We start from the raw sequence: 21,612 nt of genomic DNA on the forward strand, positions 1-21,612 counted from the left end.
ACGTTGGCAGAGCAAGACATCGAAACGCTATGGCGCACCATCGTCGCTGACCTGCTGGCGCTGTCCACGCAGCCCAGCTCACAAGTCCCGACGCTCACCCCGCAAGAACGCGCGTACCTTCAGCTCGTCCGCCCCGTCATGCTTGTCGACGGCTACGCCATCCTCTCCGCACCCCACGCCGCCGCGAAAACGGTGGTGGAGCAGTCCCTGGCACCGCACATCACAGCGCTGCTGGCCTCCCACCTGGGTAAACACTGCACGCTGGCCGTCTCGATCCAGGCGCCAGAAGCCCCGGCAGCGCCTTCAGCGCCACCAGCCCCCGAGGCCGTCGACCCGGCCCACATGACCCCCGGCGAGCAAATCCCAATGGGCCTCGACGAACTCGCCGAGATGCACGCCCGCCAACAGCAACAACACCAGGCGCCAGCGCACCCGACCGTCCCTAAGCGAATCCCCCGCGAAAAGCCTGCCCACGACCCCGAGCGCGAGACCAGCCTCAACCCGAAGTACACCTTTGAGAACTTCGTCATCGGCTCCTCGAACCGCTTCGCCAACGGCGCCGCCGTCGCCGTCGCCGAGAACCCGGCCCGCGCCTACAACCCCCTGTTCATCTGGGGTGGCTCGGGCCTCGGCAAGACGCACCTGCTGCACGCCGCCGGCAACTACGCGCAGGTCCTGCAGCCGAACCTCCGCATCAAGTACGTCTCCTCCGAAGAGTTCACGAACGACTACATCAACTCCGTACGCGACGACCGCCAAGAAAGCTTCAAGCGCCGCTACCGCAACCTCGACATCCTGATGGTCGACGACATCCAGTTCCTCGAGGGCAAGGAAGGTACCCAGGAGGAGTTCTTCCACACCTTCAACGCGCTGCACCAGGCGAATAAGCAGATCATCCTGTCGTCTGACCGCCCGCCGAAGCAGCTCACCACCCTCGAGGACCGCCTCCGCACCCGCTTCGAAGGCGGCCTGATCACCGACGTCCAGCCACCAGACCTGGAAACCCGCATCGCCATCCTTATGAAGAAGGCGGCCGCCGACGGCACGCAGGTCGACCACCAGGTGCTCGAGCTCATCGCCTCACAATTCGAGTCGTCGATCCGCGAGCTCGAGGGTGCCCTCATCAGGGTCTCGGCCTACTCTTCCCTTATCGACGAGCCCATCACCCTCGACGTCGCCCAAGTCGCACTTCGCGACATCCTCCCCGACGAAGGCGACATCAACATCAACGCCTCCACCATCAAGGAGTACGCCGCCGAGTACTTCAACGTCACGATGGACCAGCTCATCGGCGCAGGTAAAACCCGCCAGGTGGCGCACGCCCGCCAGATCGCGATGTACCTGTGCCGCGAACTGACCGAACTCTCCCTCCCCAAGATCGGCGACGAGTTCGGCGGCAAGGACCACACCACCGTGATGTACGCGGACCGCAAGATCCGCAAGGAGATGACGGAGAACCGCGGCACCTACGACGAAATCCAGGAGCTCACCCAGATTATTAAGGCCCGCGCCCGCACCCTGCGCTAACTTTCGTCGCTCTCGGCGTCGCCCGCACCAAATTCCCTCACGCACCCCCAGCGACCTGGGGAAACACAAGCCCGACTCCCCAAATCCCGGAATTTGGTGCCCCACCTGGTCTCTCAGTGCCAAAAGACGCACCCACTTTTGACTAGCCCTTTTTCTGCCAGGCGCTTTGAACACCTAGTCCATATCAGATTGCGACATTTGACACTCCCTCCTCCCGCACCCTAAAAATCCATCCACAGACTTATCCACACCTGTGTAATTACACCGTTGTAATTCACATTCAGGGGAGAAACACCTAAGTGACCCGCACCACAAAGAGACACACATCACACACCACAGCCCTTGTGGATAACGTGTGAATCCCCCAGTGGACAACCCTTCCCGAGTTGTGCACAGATCAAATTACAGAAAATCTATCCACAAGCGCCCGGAGTTATCCACATTTCTTCCACAGGCAATTGCACACCCTGTTTTCGCGTTCCGACCACGGCGAATTCGTGTAATTCCACAGATTGCACAGGACTTATTGTTGTTCCCAAGGTTTTTACTTGTAATTCCTAGAGTAGAAAGGGGAGCTGTGCAGAACGGCGCACAAACGACCAACGCCCCAAAAAGCCATGAGCCAGGCGTGTGAAAACTCGAATGACAAAAAGCCCGTCCCCGCCTAAAGTGAGAACGTAATTACAAGAATCTCTACGTACTGCAAGGAGCCCGTGTCACTATGGCGGACATCCAAGACAACTTGAATTCCAACGTTTCCTTCCGCGTGCACAAGGAGGACCTGTCGGACGCGGTGGCGTGGGTTGCTCGGATGTTGCCTACGAAGAACACGCAGCCGATTCTTCGCGCGGTGTTGATTACGGCGTCGGATGAGGGTTTGGAGTTCGCGGGCTTCGATTATGAGGTGTCGTCGCGGGTGCGGATTGCGGCTGAGGTGGATACGCCTGGTCGCGTTGCGGTGGCGGGCAAGTTGTTGTCTGACATTGTTGCGAATATGCCGAATCAGCCGGTTGAGGTTTCTACGAGTGACACAAAGTTGCTTCTCGACGGCGGCTCCGCCCACTTCGAGCTGCCTTTGATGCCGTTGGACGATTATCCGCAGTTGCCGCAGTTGCCTGAGGTGACTGGCACGATCGGTTCGGAGGACCTCAGTGGCGCGGTGATGCAGGTGGCTGCCGCGGCGGGTAAGGATGACACGTTGCCGATGCTGACTGGTATCCACATTGAGGTGGAGGGTTCGACGTTGCACTTGACGGCGACGGACCGTTTCCGGTTGGCGTTGCGTTCGTTGGAGTGGTCGCCTGCTGGTGAGGGGGTGCAGGCGAAGCTGCTGGTGCCGGCGAAGACGTTGTTGGATAACGCGCGGACGTTGGATACGCAGTTGGAGGAGCCGGTGCAGATTGCCGTTGGTGGCGTCGATAATGTGGGCGCGGACGGCTTGTTTGGTTTGCATGCGGGCAATCGTGAGACGACGACGCGTATGTTGGATGCGGATTTCCCGAATGTGCAGCCGTTGTTGCCGAAGGCGCATACGTCGATGGCGTCGGTGGAGGTGGCTCCGTTGCTGGAGGCGATTCGCCGTGTGTCGTTGGTGGCGGATCGGAATGCGCAGTTGAGGTTGCATTTTTCGGAGGGTCAGGTGACGTTGTTTGCGTCGGGGGCTGATTCTGGTGAGGCGTCGGAGTCGATTCCTGCGCAGTTTGTGGGGGAGGATGAGCTGCTGATTGCGTTTAATGCTGGTTATTTGCGTGATGGTTTGTCGGTGATTGGGACGGATCGTGCGGTGTTTGGGTTTACGGAGTCGTCGCGTCCGGCGATTATGATTCCGGAGCCGGAGTCGTTGCCGGAGAAGGGTGATGATGGGTTGTTCCCGACGCCGGAGACGAATTTCACGTATTTGTTGATGCCGGTTCGTCTGCCGGGCTAGTTTGCCACAATGTACGTTTCGGAGCTTGACCTGCGTGATTTCCGTTCGTGGCGGGAGTTGCATGTGGATTTGGAGCCGGGCGTCACGGTGTTTTCTGGCCGTAATGGGCATGGGAAGACGAACGTTGTGGAGGCGGTGCGGTATACGTCGATGCTCGGGAGTCACCGGGTGGCTACGGACGCTCCGCTGATCCATTCGGGGGCGAGTGATGCGCGCGTGTCGGCGACGACGGTGAATGAGGGGCGCGCGCTGACGACGCATCTGTTGATTAAGGCGAGTGGGGCGAATCAGGCGCAGATTAATAGGACGCGGTTGAAGTCGGCGCGTGAGTTGCTGGGTGTGTTGCGGACGGTGATGTTTTCGCCGGAGGATTTGCGTTTGGTGAATGGGGAGCCGGGGGATCGTCGCCGGTTTTTGGATGCGTTGGCGGCGGTGCGTACGCCACGCCATGGTGGGGTGAAGGCGGATTATGACAAGGTGTTGCGCCAGCGTAACGCGTTGTTGCGTTCGCAGAATATGGCGTTGCGCCGCGGTTATGGGGATGCGGCGGGCGCGGGTGCGTTGAGCACGTTGGATGCGTGGGATGCGCAGTTGGCGCGCTATGGGGCGCAGGTGCTGGCGGGCAGGCTTTTGCTTGTCGACGCCCTCTCCGAACCCATCACGGAGTCCTATGCGTCGGTGGCGCCGGAGTCGCGTGCGGCGTCGGTGGAGTATACGTCGACGCTGGATCGGGCGGTGTTGGAGTTGACGGGGGAGGCGTCGCGGGATCCGCAGGTGTTGGAGGCGGCGATGTTGTCGGAGTTGGGGAGGCGTCGAAAAGAGGAGATTGAGCGCGGCTCAACGCTGGTTGGTCCGCACCGGGATGACCTGGTGTTGATGCTGGGTCAGCAGCCGGCGAAGGGGTACGCGTCGCATGGGGAAACGTGGTCGTTTGCGCTGAGTATGCACTTGGCGGAGTACCGCTTGTTGGCTGGTGAGGGCACGGATCCGGTGCTGATTCTGGATGATGTGTTTGCGGAGTTGGACGCGAAGCGCCGTGAGCGGTTGGTGCACGTGGCGGAGTCGGCGGAGCAGGTGTTGATTACGGCGGCGGTCGGGGATGACTTGCCGGGCAACCTTGATGGGGCGGTGACGGCGCGGTATCACGTGCGGATGGAGGAGGGGGTGTCCCATATTGAGCGAGCGTGACCTGGTGGGCACCACCTTTGATCAGCTGCGGCGCACGGCGAAGCGGCGCGGCGGGAGGTTGCCGGATTTGTCGAAGCAGGGAACGAGCGTGGTGCCGCGCCGCAGCCAGGGCAAGGGCCGTCCGGTGAAGGATATTACGGTGCCGGGGCTGCACTTTGAGCAGGAGGAGCGCAGGCCGTGGTTGGAGCGGGGTCGGCCGACGGGCAAGGATGGCCGGGCGTTGCCGCGCAGTTACAAGGTGAAGTCGTTTTCGTCGCTGTTGGGCAAGGAGATCCGGAAGCGCGATTGGACGGAGAACATGGCGTACGGCTGGGTGATGGGCAATTGGGAGGGCCTGGTCGGCGCGAAGATCGCGGAGCATACGAAGGTGGAGATGATCAAGGACGGCGAGGTCTTCATCACGTGTACGACGACGGCGTGGGCGACGCAGCTGAAGTACATGCAGTCGACGGTGCTGCACGCGATCGCGGAGAAGGTGGGCCCGGATGTGATCCGGAAGCTGCACATTTATGGGCCGCGGGTGAAGAGTTGGCGCTATGGTCCGCTGCACGTGAAGGGGCGGGGTCCGAGGGACACGTACGGGTAGTCGTGGGGTTTGGTGTCCTGTTTTACGTGTAAGATGGGACGGGTTAATGACATTTTTCAGGAGGAGCGTCTTTTCCAGTGGCTGATCAACAACCTCATTATGACGCGTCGTCGATTACTATCCTCGAGGGCCTTGAGGCCGTCCGGAAGCGCCCAGGTATGTACATTGGGTCGACCGGCGAGCGTGGCCTGCACCACTTGGTGTGGGAGGTCGTGGATAACTCGGTCGATGAGGCGATGGCGGGCTATGCCGATCGCGTCGATGTGACTCTGCTCGCGGATGGCGGCGTAGAGGTCGTCGATAATGGTCGTGGTATTCCGGTGGAGATGCACCCGTCTGGTGCGCCGACGGTGCAGGTCGTGATGACGCAGCTGCACGCGGGCGGTAAGTTCGACTCGGAGTCGTACGCGGTGTCGGGTGGCCTGCACGGTGTGGGTATTTCCGTGGTGAACGCGCTGTCCACGCGTGTTGAGGCGGACATTAAGCGCGATGGCAAGCACTGGTACCAGCGGTTTGTGGACGCGCAGCCGGAGCCTCTGGAGGAGGGCGGCAATGCCCGCGGCACGGGTACGGCGATTCGTTTCTGGCCGGACCCGGAGATTTTTGAGACCACGGAGTTTAAGTGGGACACGATCGCGCGTCGATTGCAGGAGATGGCGTTCCTGAACAAGGGCCTGACCATCACGCTGAAGGATGAGCGCGTCTCCGAGGAGGAGCTTGAGCTCGAGGCGATCGCGGAGGAGGGCGAGACGGCCGCTGCGGTCGGCTCGGACTCGTTTGACGACGCCACCGAGGGTGACACATCTGCCACCCCGAAGAAGCGCGAGAAGAAGGTCACGTACCACTACCCGGACGGCTTGATTGATTACGTCAACTACCTGAATAAGTCGAAGACGGCGATCCACCCGACGATCGTGGGCTTTGACCAGAAGGGTGACGGCCTTGAGGCTGAGGTGGCGATGCAGTGGAACAGCTCCTTCAAGGAGTCTGTGCACACCTTCGCGAACACCATTAATACGCATGAGGGCGGTACGCACGAGGAGGGTTTCCGTGCGGCGTTGACCACCCTGATGAACCGTTACGCGCGTGACCATAAGCTGCTGAAGGACAAGGAGCCGAACCTCACTGGTGATGACTGCCGTGAGGGCCTCGCGGCCGTGGTGTCTGTCCGCGTGGCGGACCCGCAGTTTGAGGGCCAGACGAAGACGAAGCTCGGCAATACCGAGGTGAAGGGCTTCGTGCAGCGCGCCGTGAACGAGAATCTGTCGGATTGGTTTGATGCCAACCCGGCGGAGGCGAAGGCCATTATTTCGAAGGCTGTGTCGTCGTCGCAGGCGCGTCAGGCGGCGCGCAAGGCGCGTGACTTGGTGCGTCGCAAGTCGGCGACGGACTTGGGTGGCCTGCCGGGTAAGTTGGCGGATTGCCGTTCGAAGGACCCGAAGCTTTCCGAGCTGTTCATTGTTGAGGGTGACTCAGCAGGTGGTTCGGCGAAGCAGGGCCGCGACTCGATGTACCAGGCGATCCTCCCGCTGCGCGGCAAGATCCTGAACGTGGAGAAGGCCCGCATGGACCGCGTGTTGAAGAACGCGGAGGTCCAGGCGATCATCACCGCGCTGGGTACGGGTATTCACGAAGAGTTCGATATTTCGAAGCTGCGCTACCACAAGATTGTGCTGATGGCGGATGCTGACGTCGACGGCCAGCACATCGCAACGCTGCTGCTTACCCTGCTGTTCCGCTTCATGCCGGAGCTCATCGAGGAGGGCCACGTCTACCTGGCGAACCCGCCGCTGTACAAGCTGAAGTGGGCGAAGGGTGAGCCTGGCTACGCCTTCTCCGACGCGGAGCGCGACCAGTTGCTCGCGGAGGGCCTGGAGGCCGGCCGCAAGATCAACACGGATGACGGCATCCAGCGTTACAAGGGTCTGGGTGAGATGAACCCGAGCGAGCTGTGGGAGACCACGCTGGACCGGGAGCACCGTATTCTGCGTCGTGTTGATGTGGAGGACGCTCAGCGCGCTGATGAGCTGTTTAGCATCCTGATGGGTGATGATGTCGCGGCTCGCCGTTCCTTCATCACCCGCAAGGCGAAGGACGTCCGTTTCCTGGACGTCTAGCTTTCCATCTGCTTTTCGACGACCTCTCCGATCCGCGGCAGCGCAGGCCCCACAATTTTGGCGGCTTTGCTGCGGAAGGTGGCGTAGATCTTCTGTACGCCGGCTGGCATGGAGTCGCGGAGGTTGTCGCCGAGTGAGACGAGTTCTGTGACCACGTCGTCTTCGTGTTGTGCGAGGTATTCGCCGAAGGCGGCGTGGTCGCTGTTTTTGTAGTCTTCCCAGCGGGGGTTGAGCTGCTCGAGGAGTTGGGGGAGTACGGTGTTGATGCCTTTGTGCAGGATCCGGGCGTCGACTTTCTTTACGCCCGCGATTGCGGAGCGCAGCGCCATGCCGGTGAGTCCGCTTTGGTCTGCGACGGTCTGGTCGACCACTCCGGCGAGCGCGTCGACAATTCCTGGGCGGCGCCCGTTGTGAAGCAGTGCGTTGAGTCCTTGTGGTGTTTCCATGCCGTTGATTGTATGACAAATGCGACCTGCCCCCGGCAGGTCGCATTGTTACGTTGAGCGTTGCGGCTCTTCCGCCACAGCAGTCACACAGGACACTGTAACCACAACAGGAACAAACTTATCATGAGTCACAGCGGTTACATATTTGGGGTGGGGTTTAGACCTTGGGCAGCATCTTCTGCAGCTCGTTGAGGTCGATCTTGGAGAAGTCGAAAATACGGTTACCCTGGGAGGATCCCATCACGCCCGAGAACCCGGCCTGGCGCGCGAGGTCGTCGACGGCTGCGCGCAGTGGGGGGACGGCGTCGACAATTACTTGGCCAACCAGCAGGGTGAGCAGCGCCGCGATGGTCAGCGAGACCGGCGCCGAGCCCGTGTATGCGCTGCCAAGCGGTGGCTGCTTTGGTGGGGTGACGGTCGGCGTGATCACCGGCGTCGGTTTGGAGGATCCGGAGGACCCCGATGGAGCGGTGGTGGCTTGCGGCGCGACGATCAGCGACGCCGTAAGCCCGCCGGCGAGGACGAGAGCACTCATTTTCTTCATAGTGCTTAGAATATCGTCCCCGCGCGAACGGTGTTAGCGAAGCAGCGCGTTGATGTCGACGTACTGCAGCACATAGTTCGCCGCGCCGGCCAGCAGACCGAGCAGCGCGAGCACGCCAACCACGATGCCGATGGTCGCACCCGTGCTCGAGCCCTCCTCGTTCGAGGAGGAGCTGCTGGAGCCATCGCTACTCGATCCGGTGTCACCACCCTTATCGACGTCCGCAACCGTGGCCTTCAGCTTGTACTCCTTTGTGGACCAGTCAGGGAACGTCGCGGTGACGGTGTAGTCGATGGAGGCGCCAGGCTTCGCGTCCGCCGGAGGCGTGATAGTGACCTCACCCGTGCGCGGGTCGGTGGCGAACTTCCAGCCCTCGTAGGTGCCGTTCGGGCCCGTGAACTTCGTGCCCGCCGGAACGTTGCCGCTCGGACGCTGCACGATCGTGTCGCCGGCGTTCACCTTCGGCTGTTCAAAGTCGACGTTAGTCTTGTCCGCCTGCGATTCCTTCGGCTTCGCTGGCGTCGTCGTGCCCGTTGGCTGCTCGCTCGTCGGCTGCTCGCTGGTGGACGGCGCCGTGGTGGTGCGCTCCACGTAGACGGTGACTTCGTGAATCTGCCTCGACTTGTCTGGGAAGACCACGGTGACAGGGAAGCTCACAGTGGTACCAACCGTCGCGTTTGCTGGTGCAGTAATTCGAATCTCACCAGTCTGGCTGTTCGTGGTGGCGGACCATCCTTGCTGCGACCCGCTCGGCCCGTTGAACTTCGTGCCCGCCGGGAATTCGCCCTTCGGCTTCAGCGTCACGGACTCGCCCGCGTGCACCGGCGTGCGCGCGTACTCAATCTTGGTCGTCTCATTCTGTGGCCTCGAAGGCTTCGTCGAGGTAGTTGGAGTCGTCTCACTTGTCGACGCCTCTTCGCTTGTCCGCGGCGCGGACTCCTTCGTGGTCGTCGTTGCCTTGGTTGTTGGCGTTGCCTTGGTAGTCGACGTGGCCGGGGTGGTCGTCTCCGGGGTGGTGGACTTCTCGGTTGTCCGCGGCGCGGACGTGGTCGGCTCGGTCGTCTTGTCCGAAGTCGTCGGCGTAGTCGTTGACGGGTCGGTTGTCCGCGGGGCGGACTCCTCCGAAGTCGGCGTGGACTCCTCAGACGTGGATGGCTCTGTCGTCTTGTCCGAAGTCGTCGGTTTCGTCGTCGTAGCCTCTTCGCTTGTCCGTGGCGTGGACGGTTCCGTGGTTTTTTCCGAAGTCGCCGGGTCGGTTGTCCGCGGCGCGGACTCCTCCGAAGTCGGCGTGGACTCCTTGGTGGAGGTCGTCGGAGTAGTCGTCTCCTTTGCCTTCACGGTGACGTGGAATTTCGTCTCCTGCTTGGAGCCGTCGCGGAAGTAGATCTCGAGGGGAACCGTGAAGTCGAAGTCACGGGCGTGGCTTGGTACTTCAACGGAGACAGCGCCGTCCTTGTCGGTATTGACCTTCACACCGTTGACGCTCTGGTTCTTCGGGCCGTTGACGATGGCACCGGTCGGCAGGGATTCAGCTGGTTTGAACACGTGGTTCTCGCCGGCCTTGATGGTCACGTCCTTGTAGGTCACCTTGAACTTTTCGGACTCGGGATTGGTTGGCGCCTCGAAGAGGACGACGGCGCTGGTGACGGTGCGGGAACCGTCGGGGAACTCGACGCGGATAGGCACGTTGATCTGGGTGCCTGCGCGGGTGCCCTCTGGGGTTTTGACGGTCACCACACCGGTCGATGGCTCAATGCTGATCTCCCATCCCGTTGGTGGCGTTGCGTTCATGGCGAACTTGGTGCCGTCCGGCACATCTTTGAGTGCAGGAGTGATGGTGGCGGTCTCATCAGCGGGCGTATTGGTCACTGGATAATCGACGTTGGCCTTGCTGGACTGCCAGACGGGGTCCTTGGTCACCTCGACCTTGGCTTGTACGAAGTCTTGGGAGTCGTCGGAGTAGGTGACGATGACAGGCACATTCACGACCGCACCGGCAGCGAGCGGCTCCTTTGGCTTCGCGGTGATGGTGCCGTTGGTGGCGTCGATAGACAGGTCCCATAGCTTGGACTCGCCGACGATCTTGAACGTGGTGCCTTCCGGCAGCTCAGCCGTCTGCTTGACGGTGGCTGTTTCGTTGCCCGCGATCTGCTCCGTTGGGTAGGACGGGGTGTGCTTCGCGGCGAGGCGGTCGGATGACGGGGTGGTGTTGCCGTGCTTGTCGGCGACGGATACTTTGGCGTGCTTGACGTCGGAGGAGCCGTCGGGAAACTCGGCGCGAACTGGGATGGAGATCCAGGAACCATATCCAATATCGCCGGCCTTGACGGTGACGGCGCCGGTGGCCTCCTCGACGCTGACGTCCCACTTCTCAATTTTGTCGCTGTTGAGGTAGAACTTCGTACCCTGCGGGAACTTGCCGGTAGGCGTGACGGTGACGCTCTCCTTCGGCTGGACGAGCGAATCTTTGTATTCGATCGTGGCGGTGTTGGCGTTGTTGTTTCCGCCGGGAACGACGGTGACCTCGGTGTCATAGGTGGCCGTGGATTTGTCTGCAAAGAGGACGAAGACACGGTAGCGCAGTCCCTGGCCGGGGCGCAGCTTCGGTGCGGCCTCGATGGTAACGGCACCCGTCTTTTCGTCGGTGGTCAGCTTCCAGCCGTCGATGCTGGTCGGGCCGACGGCCTTGGCGCCCTCTGGGAGAGGGACGCTCGGTTCGACGGTGATGGTGTCGCCTGCGGTGATTTCGGCGTCGCGCCATTCGCGCGCCTCCTGAGACTGAGACGCCGCAGACGCCGAATCAGACGCAGCAGCGGTCTCTTCCGCGCGCAGCTGCGGCGCGGCCAGGCCGGCGCCGATCAGCGCTGCGGTGGTTGCCAGTACAGCGGTGTACTTTGTAGCGTTCATTGTTCCTCCACCAAGTGTTCTCTAATGGTCCGTGTAAATAGTTGCCAGTGTAGGAGAAAGTACGCGATTACGCTTCCTCGACCCACCGCAAATAGGTGGTGCCGGCGACGTCAGCGAAGGCGTCGTTGGCTCCGGTCAGGGGGCACAGGGCCCGGATCGTGTCGGCGAGGCCGCGGGCGGCGGCGTGTGCGGTGTCGTAGACGGGCACGCCGTGGAGGTGGGCGCCGGGGACGGCGGCGCAGGCGCATAGTGCGGCGAAGGAACGTATTCGCACCTTATATATATGCGCGCATTCGTCGGCGATGGCCAGCAGCTGCTCACTGCTTAAGCTACGCATCGCGGGCCTGCCGGATGCGGCGTTCGGTGTGGGCGTATTCCTGCAGGGTGGTGCGGGCGAGGTTGGTAATGGTGGCGTCGTCAAGAAGGCGGGAGGCAGCGGTGACGATGGCGCGGCGGGCGGCCTCTTGCTTGGAGCAGCCCCATGCGGAGGCGAGCATGATGAGTGCTGTGTCTTCGTCTGTGCTGAGTCGTAGCGTCATGGCCATGCCGCGATGGTATCAGAGTGATACCACGGCGCAGGGGTGATTCGGTGCACAAGGCGCTAGAATCGGTAGGAACTAATGTTTGACGAAAGGTGAGCAATGAGTGATGACACTCTAGGTGGCGGCGGCTCCGACGCCATCCAGCCCATTGACATCAATGAGGAGATGCAGACGAGCTACATCGATTACGCGATGAGCGTGATCGTCGGCCGTGCGCTCCCGGATGTCCGCGATGGCATGAAGCCGGTGCACCGCCGCATCATTTACGCGATGTACGACCACGGCTACCGCCCCGAGCGCTCGTACGTGAAGAGTGCCAAGCCTGTCGCCGACACGATGGGTAACTTCCACCCGCACGGCGACAGCGCGATTTATGACACGCTGGTGCGCATGGCCCAGCCGTGGGCGATGCGCTACCCGCTGGTGGACGGCCAGGGTAACTTCGGTTCCCCTGGTAATGACGGCCCAGCGGCCATGCGTTACACCGAGTGCAAGATGACGCCGCTGGCGATGGAGATGGTCCGCGACATCCGCGAGGACGCCGTGGAGTTCTCCCCGAACTACGACGGCAAGACCCGCGAGCCGGACGTGCTGCCATCGCGTGTGCCGAACCTGCTGATGAACGGCTCGAACGGTATCGCCGTCGGTATGGCCACCAACATCCCGCCGCACAACTTGAACGAGCTGGCGGAGGCCATCTACTGGATGCTCGACAACTATGACGCGGATGAGCAGGCGGCGCTCGACGCGGTAATGGAGCGAGTGAAGGGCCCGGACTTTCCGACGGCCGGCCTCATCGTCGGCGATCAGGGCATCAAGGATGCCTACACCACGGGCCGCGGTTCGATCCGCATGCGTGGTGTGACCGAGATCGAGGAGATCGGCAACCGCCAGGTCATCACGATTACGGAGCTGCCGTACCAGGTCAACCCGGATAACTTCATCCACAACATCGCGGAGCAGGTTACCGCGGGCAAGATGGTGGGCATCTCCAAGATTGAGGACGAGTCCTCCGACCGCGTGGGCATGCGCATCGTGGTCACGCTGAAGCGCGACGCGGTTCCTCGGGTGGTGCTCAATAACCTGTACAAGCACTCGCAGCTGGAGACGAACTTCTCCGCGAACATGCTCTCCATCGTCGACGGCGTGCCGCGCACGCTGCGCCTCGACCAGATGCTGCGCTACTACGTCAAGCACCAGATCGACGTCATCGTTCGCCGCACCAAGTTCCGCCTGGATGAGGCCGAGAAGCGCGCCCACATCCTGCGCGGCCTGGTCAAGGCCCTCGACGCGTTGGACGAGGTCATCGCCCTGATCCGTCGCTCGCCAACGGTTGACGACGCCCGCCAGGGCCTGATCAAGCTTCTCGACGTCGACGAGATCCAGGCCAACGAAATCCTGGCAATGCAGCTGCGCCGCCTGGCAGCGCTGGAGCGCCAGAAGATCGTCGACGACCTGGCCGAGATCGAGCGCAAGATTGCCGACTACAAGGACATCTTGGCCCGTCCGGAGCGCCAGCGGGAGATCGTTGGCAACGAGTTGCGTGAGATCGTCGAAAAGTATGGCGACGAGCGCCGCACCCAGATCGTGGCCGCGACCGGCGATGTGACCGAGGAAGACCTCATCGCGCGCGAGAACGTCGTGGTTACCATCACCTCCACCGGATACGCGAAGCGCACGAAGGTGGATGCGTACAAGTCGCAGAAGCGCGGCGGCAAGGGTGTCCGCGGGGCGGAACTGAAGCAGGACGACGTGGTGAAGCACTTCTTCATCTGCTCCACCCACGACTGGATCTTGTTCTTCACCAACTTCGGCCGCGTGTACCGCCTCAAGGCCTACGAGCTGCCGGAGGCGGGCCGCACCGCTCGCGGCCAGCATGTGGCGAACCTGCTGGAGTTCCAGCCTGAGGAGCGCATCGCGCAGGTCATCCAGATCCAGTCCTACGAGGACGCCCCGTACCTGGTCCTGGCCACCCGCGACGGCCGCGTGAAGAAGTCCCGCCTGACCGACTACGAGTCGGCGCGTTCCGCGGGCCTCATCGCGATCAACCTCAACGAAGGCGACGCCCTGATCGGCGCCGCGCTGGCAGGCGAGGAAGACGACCTGCTGCTCGTCTCTGAGCAGGGACAGGCCATCCGCTTCACCGCTGACGACGACCAGCTGCGCCCAATGGGTCGCGCGACCGCCGGCGTGAAGGGCATGCGCTTCCGCGGCGACGACAAGCTGCTCGCAATGGCCGTGGTCCAGGACGGCGAGTTCCTGCTCGTCGCTACCGCTGGCGGCTACGGCAAGCGCACCGCGATTGAGGAGTACAACACCCAGGGCCGCGGCGGCATGGGCGTGATGACGTTCAAGTACACCCCGAAGCGTGGCAAGCTGATCGGCGCCCTGGCGGTCGATGAGGAAGACCAGATCTTCGCCATCACCTCCGCCGGCGGCGTGATCCGCACCGAGGTCAACCAGATCCGTCCGTCCTCCCGCGCCACGATGGGCGTCCGCCTCGTCGACCTCGCGGATGACGTTGAGCTGCTGGCCATCGACAAGAACGTCGAGGAGCAGGGCGAAGAGGAGGCAACCGCGGTTGCCAAGGGCGAGAAGACGATTGAGGAAGCCAAGGAGCAGACCTCCTCGTCCATCTCCGCGTCGCCGAAGGATGGGGAGTAAACCATGGCCGCCCGCAAGATAGTGGTGCGGCGCGTGGGTGTCGCCTCCGTGTTTAAGGTGGCGACGATCCTCGCCCTCGTCGGCTTCGTCGCGTGGATGCTGGGCGCGGCCATCGTCTACTACGGCCTCGCGCAGACTGGGGTCATTGACTCCTTGAACTCGCTGGTCAGTGGCGTCGGCGGCGACCAAGTTATCGACGCCACCCTGGTCATGTCCGCGGCAGGCCTCTTCGGGCTCATCGGCGTGGTGTTCGTCGCGGTGATGGCCCCGCTGACGGCGTTGCTCTACAACGCCATCGCGGACCTGGTCGGCGGCGTCACCCTGGTGATGTCCAACAGGGCGCGATAGCCGTGAGATACCTACCGCTATAACAACTATAAAAACACCGCTTGTACTGGCGATTTGTCAAAGGTTATAGTGGTAGGTAATCTTACTTCTCGTTCCCAGGGCCTATAGCTCAGTCGGTTAGAGCGCATCGCTGATAACGATGAGGTCGCAAGTTCGATTCTTGCTAGGCCCACAGGAACAAAAGGGGCATTAGCTCAGTTGGTAGAGCACCTGCTTTGCAAGCAGGATGTCAGGAGTTCGATTCTCCTATGCTCCACAGGTTCACCCTGGTCTTCGATTCGGAGGCCAGGGTTTTTTCATGCGTTGACACGTGTCCCCCCTGTTTGGTGGCAGTGGTGTTTTGAGTGTGATAGATCACGTTTTTGTTGCATACTTTGACAGGTTTTGTGAAGCTGCTGGTCAGGGGGTTTTTGGGGGTTGTGGGGTGTGGTTTTGTGGGTTGTGGTGGTGTTTTTGTGGTGGTGGGGGCGTAGTGGACTACTTTCAGGGAGATTTTTGTGATTGAATAAATGTCTGTCAGTTTGTGGATCCGTGTTCAGATGGTCTTCAGGCTGCTTCGAATATCTCCTACGATTTTTAAGGATTGAGCCGTTGCAAAACGCACATCTTAAGAAGCGAATCATGGCCGGCCTGATTACAGGCGTCATGGCCGTTAGCACCGTGCACGTTGCTGCGCCGAACGCAAGCGCAGACATTGCTGTTACAAGCCAGTACGATCAGCTCTCCCAGGAGGAGCTGCAGAAGGTCTTTGAAGGCCAGCAGATCTGGAAAGAGAAGATCCCGAAGGGCCAGAACGCTCTCGGTCTGCTGGCTACCCAGTACGGCCCGGGCTGGTGCATCGACTGGGGCGTCGATAACCCGTGGAACAACCCGAAGGGTTACTCCTTCCGTAAGCTGACCGGCCAGTCCGGCCGCTACGGCGTTGGTAACCGCATCAACCCGGATGTTGAGAAGGGCGCCATCAACCTGATGAAGGCCGTTCTCGAGGACCAGGAGAAAGGCGACATCGAGGGCGTTAAGCGCAAGATGATGTACATGCAGGCGTTGGTTTCCAACAACCTTGCATACCTCAACGAGGTTCGCCCGAACCTGATGGGTGACGCGATGTTCACCGAGCTGACCGGTTTCGAGATTCGCTACAAGCGTGTTGATAGGGCAAACCCGGGGCCGAACTACTACCTCGTCGTTAACGAGGGAGCGATGGAAAAGGTTCGCAAGAGCTACAACAAAGGCGAATACATCGTTGTCTTGATGCCAAACAACTACAACCTGAATTTCAGCTGGAGGCGTGAATACACTTCCCAGCGTCTGATCACGCCGTACCAGCCAGGTCTGGAGAAGCCGAAGCAGCCAAAGCCGCAGGAGCCTCACTACACGAACACGACAGTGACGCTGCCGAAGAGCACGGTTACCACCGTCGTGACAGTCCCAGAGGCGACCGAGACCCGCTGGGAGCAAATCCCGCCGACCACGAAGGTAACGACTGTAACGAAGCCGGCGGAGACGAAGACCACTACGGTTACTCACGAGCCGTCGACGGTGACGACGACCAAGCGTGAAAACGGCAAGGACGTCACGGTCACGAAGACCATCACGCCGGAGCCGTCGATCGTTGAGACGGTTGTTCCAGGCTCGACAGTCACCAACACGACGACCGTTACTGAGCGCCCAGTCGTGACCACGGTCAAGGAGCACGTCACCCCGACGACGGAGACCCACTACACGACCGTCCCAACGACGGTTGAGGTCACCCCGTCTGACGTCACCGAGACGAAGACCGAGCAGTCCACGGTCACGACGACTTCCACGAACGTCAACGTTCAGGAGATCATCAAGGAGTACTACACCCGGATCGAGAAGGAAGTCTACGAGATCCACAACACGATCGACATCCGTCACAAGGACGAGAAGAAGATCCTTGACATGGGCGATCTGAAGAAGCAGGGCTACTCCTGGCGCATCACGAAGGGCGAGGACCTCGTGATCGTGGATCGCGATAAGGACAACAACCTGATCATCAAGCCGAAGGATGACTTCAAGGGATCCGGTGTTGTTGAGATCGTCGTTACCGATGAGAACGGCAACGAGTACATCTACGAGCTGCAGATCAACGATCGCACTGGTGAGGTCGAGCACCTCAACAAGATCGTGAACAACTACTTCTACAACATCAACCAGGGTGGCTCTGATCGCACCAAGATCATCACGCTGGACAAGGGTGACAAGGTAGAGGTTCTCGAGGGTGGCGACATCGCGACCGTGAAGGACGATGGTGCTGGCAAGCTCGTCATCACCCCGAAGGACAAGGATGTTCACGGTGAGGTGATCGTCAAGATCACGTCGAAGAATGGTGAAGAGAAGCAAAACATCATCACTATTGAGAACATCAACTCCACCTACAAGGTGACCCGCGAGATCCTCAACACCTCCGTAGGCTTCGTTGAGCGTCGTGGCGGTACGAAGTTTGAGATCACCTCCGACGAGAACAAGGTCATCAAGGAGATCGTCGAGGACGGCGACAACTGGAAGATCGTTCCGAATGAGGGCGCTGAAGGCGAAGCAAAGGTCACCTTCACTGACAAGGACGGCCGTACCTACGACTTCACGTTCATCGTCAAGAAGGACGTGAATGCAGGTCCGGACATCCGTGACGTTGTGATCAACTACAACAAACAGGAAAAGCTCAACGGCAAGGTTGAGATCGAGCGTCGCGACAACTACACCATCAAGATTGTTAGCGGCGAAGAGTACGCAACGGTCGTTGAAGAGGACGGCCAGTGGGTTGTGAAGCCGACCGACGCCGCGGCCAATAATCTTCAGGGCAGCCAGGTCGTCGTTCAGGTGAACGATGACAAGGGTGAGCTGCGCAACATCTGGAACATCCAGATCAATCCGGCTCTCAACCAGGACACTTTCGAGAAGCGCGTGCTGCAGCGTGAGGCGGTTGATCGTTCCTACATGACGATTAACGCTGGCAACGCCACGAACAACAACCTCACCATCACTGAGGGTGAGGACTTGGTCGTCAAGGATGAGAAGAATACGAAGACCAACGACAACGGTGACACTACCGATTTGCGCTTCCGCTTCAAGCCGGGCACGAAGGGCCAGGTCAAGATCCAGGAGACGATGCGTTGGCGTCTCGATGGTGGTCCGAAGCTTCCTAAGGGTTCGACCATCCTCGACGAAACCTTGCTCGATCCAGAGAACGATGAACCGGACGTGTTGAAGGTCCTTGTCGAGAAGGCTCCGAAGGACAAGAATGGCAAGCCGTACGTTGACCTTGTCATCACCGAGTGGGTTGTTGATGTCGAGCCGGGTCACGTCCAGGAGCTGAACCACGAGTTCACCACTGACAACGACCTGACGATTCAGGGCACCGACCTCAAGCTCATCAAGGGCGAGGAGCTGCTGAAGTCGAAGCCTGAAGACGGCTCCATCATGAAGCTGGAGCCGAACCGCTTTGCGGACGGCACGGTTGTCGTTGAGAACCGCACGAAGGATGGCTACGTCTTCGAGCGTTACACCATCAACTTCAAGCCTGGTCGTGTCGTGAACAAGGTCACCAAGCTCAAGCGTGCGATCACGACTGATAGCACCGCGAAGCTGGCCCGCTACGAGAACGACAAGGTCTTCAAGGTCCTTGAAGGCACCCTTGCTGACGGTAAGGACATCACCAGCGAATTCAAGAAGTACTTCAAGTACTCCGAGGAGACGAACGAGTTTAAGCTCGTCCCGCTTGAGGCAGCAATCGGCAAGGTCTTCACCTTCCAGGTGGCTGACGATCGTGGCGTGTACGCGAACTACGAATTCACCGTTGGTGCTGGCGAAAACGAGAGCAACCGTACCTTCGAGATCCCAGAATCGTCCGAGTTCCGCGTGCTGCAGATCAACCCGAACACCATGGTGTGGGTCAGTGGTTCCGAGAACTTCACGACGAACGTCCAGGACAGCGGTTCTGTCGACGGCAAGAGCAACAAGATCTCTGAGTGGGTTGCAAAGCCTGTGAAGGGTTCGGCTGGCAAGTCCGGCATCGTGCAGGAGGTTGACCCAGACGGCAACGTTGTTAACCGTTACACGCTGAACATCACGGCACCGAAGGTCCGCAAGTTCGATGAGGTTCAGAAGGGCGCCATTGTTGGCGAGAGGGTGGAGCTCGAGAAGAAGGACAAGGACAACAATTTTGCCATCGTCAAGGGCGGCGACCTTGTCAAAGACAAGAGCGAGGATAACTCCAAGTTCACGTTGAAGAACGAGGCTGCCAACCAGACTGTGGTTGTTGAGGAGACGAACAAAAACGGTGACCTGGTGACTCGATACACCATCTCCGTGCTGCCAAAGGGCTGGTCCACTTCCGAGGGTGCAAACATTGCCGACCCGAACAAGCTCTTCATCATTAAGAAGAACGAGAAGACCGGCGTCATCACCATCCAGCTCAACCCTGACTCTGGCGTGAAGCTTGACCTGAGCAAGGTCGACTTCGACATTGTCGGCGGTAAGGCGACGAAGGAGTTCAAGGACGGCAAGTGGATCATCACCCCGGAGAAGAATGGCAACCTCACCATCGTGCCGATCTTCCCGAACTCTGCTCAGGGTGCTCCAGTCGATGTTGAGGTAAATATCACCGTTACGAAGGAAACCAAGGGTTCCTCGAACGCGAACTTCAAGGACCCGAAGTGCATCGCTGGTCTGGTCGGCATGGCGTCGCCACTGCTGCTGTTGATCCCGCTGGGCATCCTCTCCCAGGTCCGCATTCCGGGCCTCGAGAGCCTGCGCGCAGAGGTCAACGCAGCCATCAAGCGCGCTAACGATGACATCCAGCGTGGCCTGGGTATCTACGACCGCGACCGCGCAGAGCGCGCAGCCGGCCTGCAGGGTGCGTTCCAGGTAGCGAACCCACAGATGATCGGCCTCGCAGGTGGCGCCCTCGGTGCCATCACCGCCGGCCTGATCATCATGGACGTTGTCCTGCGTAGCTGTGGTGTGGACGAAGCAACGTCCTCCTACCAGCTGGGCAAGGCAACCGGCAACCAGACCCTGATTGACGGTTCCTCCAAGAAGGACGATCAGGGCACCGAGGAAGCAAAGCCTGCCGAGGACAAGCCAGCGGAGAACAACTAACGTTGACTCCGTCTCAGGCTGAGGTCAGGGCATAACAAAACCCGGCCCGCACACCACACGGTGCGCGGGCCGGGTTTTCTCTTGCAGTAAAGGGAATCGGCTACTTCCGCTTCTTCGGCAACGCCATCAGCGCCGCACCCATCGAAACCAGCCACGAATCCTTCGCCAGGGAAAGGCCATCGTGGGAAGGACGGATGCCGTCGTCCTCGGTCATGGCGTCGTTGTTGAAGTACATCGTCAACATGCCAGCGCCAAACGAGCCAAGGGCCGCACCGGCGAGACGGTTGCTCACAAAGGGGGCGAGCAGCGCGCCGGCCACCGCTGCCTCAGAGACAGCGAGACCCTTGCCGAACTGCTCCGGATCCAACTTGCCAAGCGCAGGGATGCCCGTGGCAGCCATGCCTTGGAGGCCCTCGGCGGCCTCGCGGTTGAGGCCGAACTTGCCCAGGGCAGAGTTCAAAATGAAAAGCCCCGTCGGGACGCGCAGGGCAACGGATGCAAGCTTTGCGGATGTAGACATAGTGTGCTCCTTCGTTATTGGTAGATCGCAATGCGTGTTGACGCATCAACAATGTTGCGAGTCTACCAGTCGTAGAAGTCACCTGCAGAAGGGGGAGCGCACCAAATTCGTGATTTTCCGAAGGTCGCACACGTGTTTTCCCAGGTCACTAAACGCGCCGCTCTGTGTCAAGTGGTTGTGGGCCAGATTCATGGTTAACAATGCATCATCAATGCACGCGGCGTCGGCGCCGTCTTACTCGTTGTGCGGATAATCGTGACTTTCTCAGGCAACCCAATCGGTGTTTTCGGTATCGCGGTAATTAGCCCATCGGCAAGTGCTTGCTCGACGGCATCTCGCCGGGTGGCTTCCATCTGTTGCCACGTGCCGTCAAGCACGCTTTGCGGTGTGTAGCCATTAATCCCTCTGTGGGGCCGTTGGTTATACAAGTGTGTAAACTCATCAACCCAGCTCGCCGCGTGCTTAATGCTGGCAAAAGCCCTCGGGTAGTAGGCCATACCTTTCATCGTGTGAAACAACGACTCCATATGCGGATTATCGTTACTGATCGACGGCCTACTGAACGACCGTTTGACCTGGTGGGCATCAAAAAGTTCGCCAAGGCTACGACTAGTCATCGCTGCCCCGTTATCGGAGTGCACCGTGTCAACATCAGGGTGTGCGGCAAAGATTTCTTCAAACATATGCCGTGCCACGCGGGAATCTTCGTGGTGGGCAACGACTGCGCCAACAACAGCACGGGAATAGAGATCGATTGCGGTATGGCAGGCGTAGTACTGGTTGGTGTACTTGCCTGGAAGGTAGGTGATATCCCAGCACAGCACTTGACCTGGCCGGTGTGCTTCAACATGTGGGGACTGGTTGTTGCCGCGTGCACGCCGCGGGCGTGTTCTGCTTGTGCCGTGGCGTTGTGATAAGAGTTTGCCGTGTGCTTTGGCAACCCGGTAGAAGCTACGCAAGCTGGCGATATAGCACCCATTGTTCAATGCGTGGTAGAAGACATCATCCACACTCGAATACGGATTGGCATCCAACAAGGCCAAAATGTCGTTGACTTGCGCATCGGTTAAGCGTTTGATGTTGCGTTTGTGATGCGGGATCGGATCTTGCTTCTTCGGGCGAGGATTGTCCTGGTAATACCGCCTGGAACGCGCCACTCCTAACACGCTGCAAGC

Annotated in this window: 15 protein-coding genes and 2 tRNA genes; 10 read left to right on the forward strand and 7 right to left on the reverse strand. The window is 60.2% G+C overall.

What is annotated here, in order from left to right:
- Positions 1-3: 3 nt before the first annotated feature.
- From dnaA to gyrB, 5 genes are all read left to right on the forward strand, one after another.
- A complete protein-coding gene (dnaA, locus tag KBP54_RS00005; RefSeq protein WP_070975457.1) occupies positions 4-1,527 on the forward strand; it encodes a chromosomal replication initiator protein DnaA in 1,524 nt (507 codons plus the stop codon).
- 721 nt (positions 1,528-2,248) lie between these two features.
- Positions 2,249-3,454, forward strand: coding sequence for a DNA polymerase III subunit beta (gene dnaN, locus KBP54_RS00010; RefSeq protein WP_177224269.1), 1,206 nt, complete (start codon positions 2,249-2,251; stop codon positions 3,452-3,454).
- A 9-nt stretch (positions 3,455-3,463) separates the two neighbouring features.
- On the forward strand, positions 3,464-4,642 hold the full coding sequence (recF, locus tag KBP54_RS00015) for a DNA replication/repair protein RecF (RefSeq protein ID WP_256005832.1): 1,179 nt from the start codon (positions 3,464-3,466) through the stop codon (positions 4,640-4,642).
- The gene (locus KBP54_RS00020) at positions 4,626-5,228 is read left to right on the forward strand and encodes a DciA family protein (protein WP_256006663.1); all 603 of its coding nucleotides are present in this window, start codon (positions 4,626-4,628) and stop codon (positions 5,226-5,228) included. Before recF ends, KBP54_RS00020 begins: the two co-directional genes overlap by 17 nt.
- Before the next feature lie 77 nt (positions 5,229-5,305).
- Complete coding sequence (gyrB, locus tag KBP54_RS00025; protein ID WP_256005834.1) at positions 5,306-7,345, forward strand: DNA topoisomerase (ATP-hydrolyzing) subunit B; 2,040 nt, start codon at positions 5,306-5,308, stop codon at positions 7,343-7,345.
- On the opposite strand, the gene KBP54_RS00030 is transcribed toward gyrB, so the two are convergent.
- The 5 genes from KBP54_RS00030 to KBP54_RS00050 form a co-directional block, all read right to left on the reverse strand.
- Entirely contained in the window at positions 7,342-7,791 is a 450-nt protein-coding gene (locus KBP54_RS00030) for a DUF6918 family protein (RefSeq protein ID WP_070363374.1), read from the reverse strand. The two genes, gyrB and KBP54_RS00030, sit on opposite strands and share 4 nt — an antisense overlap.
- Before the next feature lie 157 nt (positions 7,792-7,948).
- The gene (locus KBP54_RS00035; RefSeq protein ID WP_256005836.1) at positions 7,949-8,335 is read right to left on the reverse strand and encodes a hypothetical protein; all 387 of its coding nucleotides are present in this window, start codon (positions 8,333-8,335) and stop codon (positions 7,949-7,951) included.
- Between the two features lie 33 nt (positions 8,336-8,368).
- A complete protein-coding gene (locus KBP54_RS00040) occupies positions 8,369-11,242 on the reverse strand; it encodes a Rib/alpha-like domain-containing protein (RefSeq protein ID WP_256005838.1) in 2,874 nt (957 codons plus the stop codon).
- A gap of 67 nt (positions 11,243-11,309) precedes the next feature.
- The gene (locus KBP54_RS00045) at positions 11,310-11,579 is read right to left on the reverse strand and encodes a TetR family transcriptional regulator (RefSeq protein ID WP_070363371.1); all 270 of its coding nucleotides are present in this window, start codon (positions 11,577-11,579) and stop codon (positions 11,310-11,312) included.
- A complete protein-coding gene (locus tag KBP54_RS00050; protein WP_070363370.1) occupies positions 11,572-11,787 on the reverse strand; it encodes a CopG family transcriptional regulator in 216 nt (71 codons plus the stop codon). The genes KBP54_RS00045 and KBP54_RS00050 overlap by 8 nt, the downstream gene beginning before the upstream one ends.
- 96 nt (positions 11,788-11,883) lie before the next feature.
- On the opposite strand from KBP54_RS00050, the gene gyrA reads away from it, so the two are divergent.
- From gyrA to KBP54_RS00075, 5 genes are all read left to right on the forward strand, one after another.
- Positions 11,884-14,448: a DNA gyrase subunit A gene (gene gyrA / locus KBP54_RS00055; RefSeq protein WP_256005839.1), complete on the forward strand. Its 2,565-nt coding sequence runs from the start codon at positions 11,884-11,886 to the stop codon at positions 14,446-14,448.
- Positions 14,449-14,451: 3 nt separating this feature from the next.
- The gene (locus KBP54_RS00060; protein WP_070363368.1) at positions 14,452-14,796 is read left to right on the forward strand and encodes a DUF3566 domain-containing protein; all 345 of its coding nucleotides are present in this window, start codon (positions 14,452-14,454) and stop codon (positions 14,794-14,796) included.
- A gap of 98 nt (positions 14,797-14,894) precedes the next feature.
- Positions 14,895-14,968 (forward strand) — tRNA-Ile (locus tag KBP54_RS00065).
- Positions 14,969-14,979: 11 nt separating this feature from the next.
- Positions 14,980-15,052: transfer RNA gene (locus KBP54_RS00070), tRNA-Ala, on the forward strand.
- Positions 15,053-15,387: 335 nt separating this feature from the next.
- On the forward strand, positions 15,388-19,917 hold the full coding sequence (locus tag KBP54_RS00075; protein ID WP_256005841.1) for a hypothetical protein: 4,530 nt from the start codon (positions 15,388-15,390) through the stop codon (positions 19,915-19,917).
- Between the two features lie 100 nt (positions 19,918-20,017).
- Here KBP54_RS00075 and KBP54_RS00080 read toward each other — a convergent pair whose 3' ends face one another.
- Together KBP54_RS00080 and KBP54_RS00085 are read right to left on the reverse strand one after the other, a co-directional pair.
- Entirely contained in the window at positions 20,018-20,437 is a 420-nt protein-coding gene (locus KBP54_RS00080) for a hypothetical protein (RefSeq protein WP_070363365.1), read from the reverse strand.
- Positions 20,438-20,631: 194 nt separating this feature from the next.
- On the reverse strand, positions 20,632-21,603 hold the full coding sequence (locus tag KBP54_RS00085; protein WP_256005843.1) for a DDE-type integrase/transposase/recombinase: 972 nt from the start codon (positions 21,601-21,603) through the stop codon (positions 20,632-20,634).
- Positions 21,604-21,612 lie beyond the last annotated feature (9 nt).

The sequence above is a fragment of the Corynebacterium pseudogenitalium genome, from assembly GCF_024453815.1.
Classification (GTDB): Bacteria; Actinomycetota; Actinomycetes; order Mycobacteriales; family Mycobacteriaceae; genus Corynebacterium; species Corynebacterium pseudogenitalium.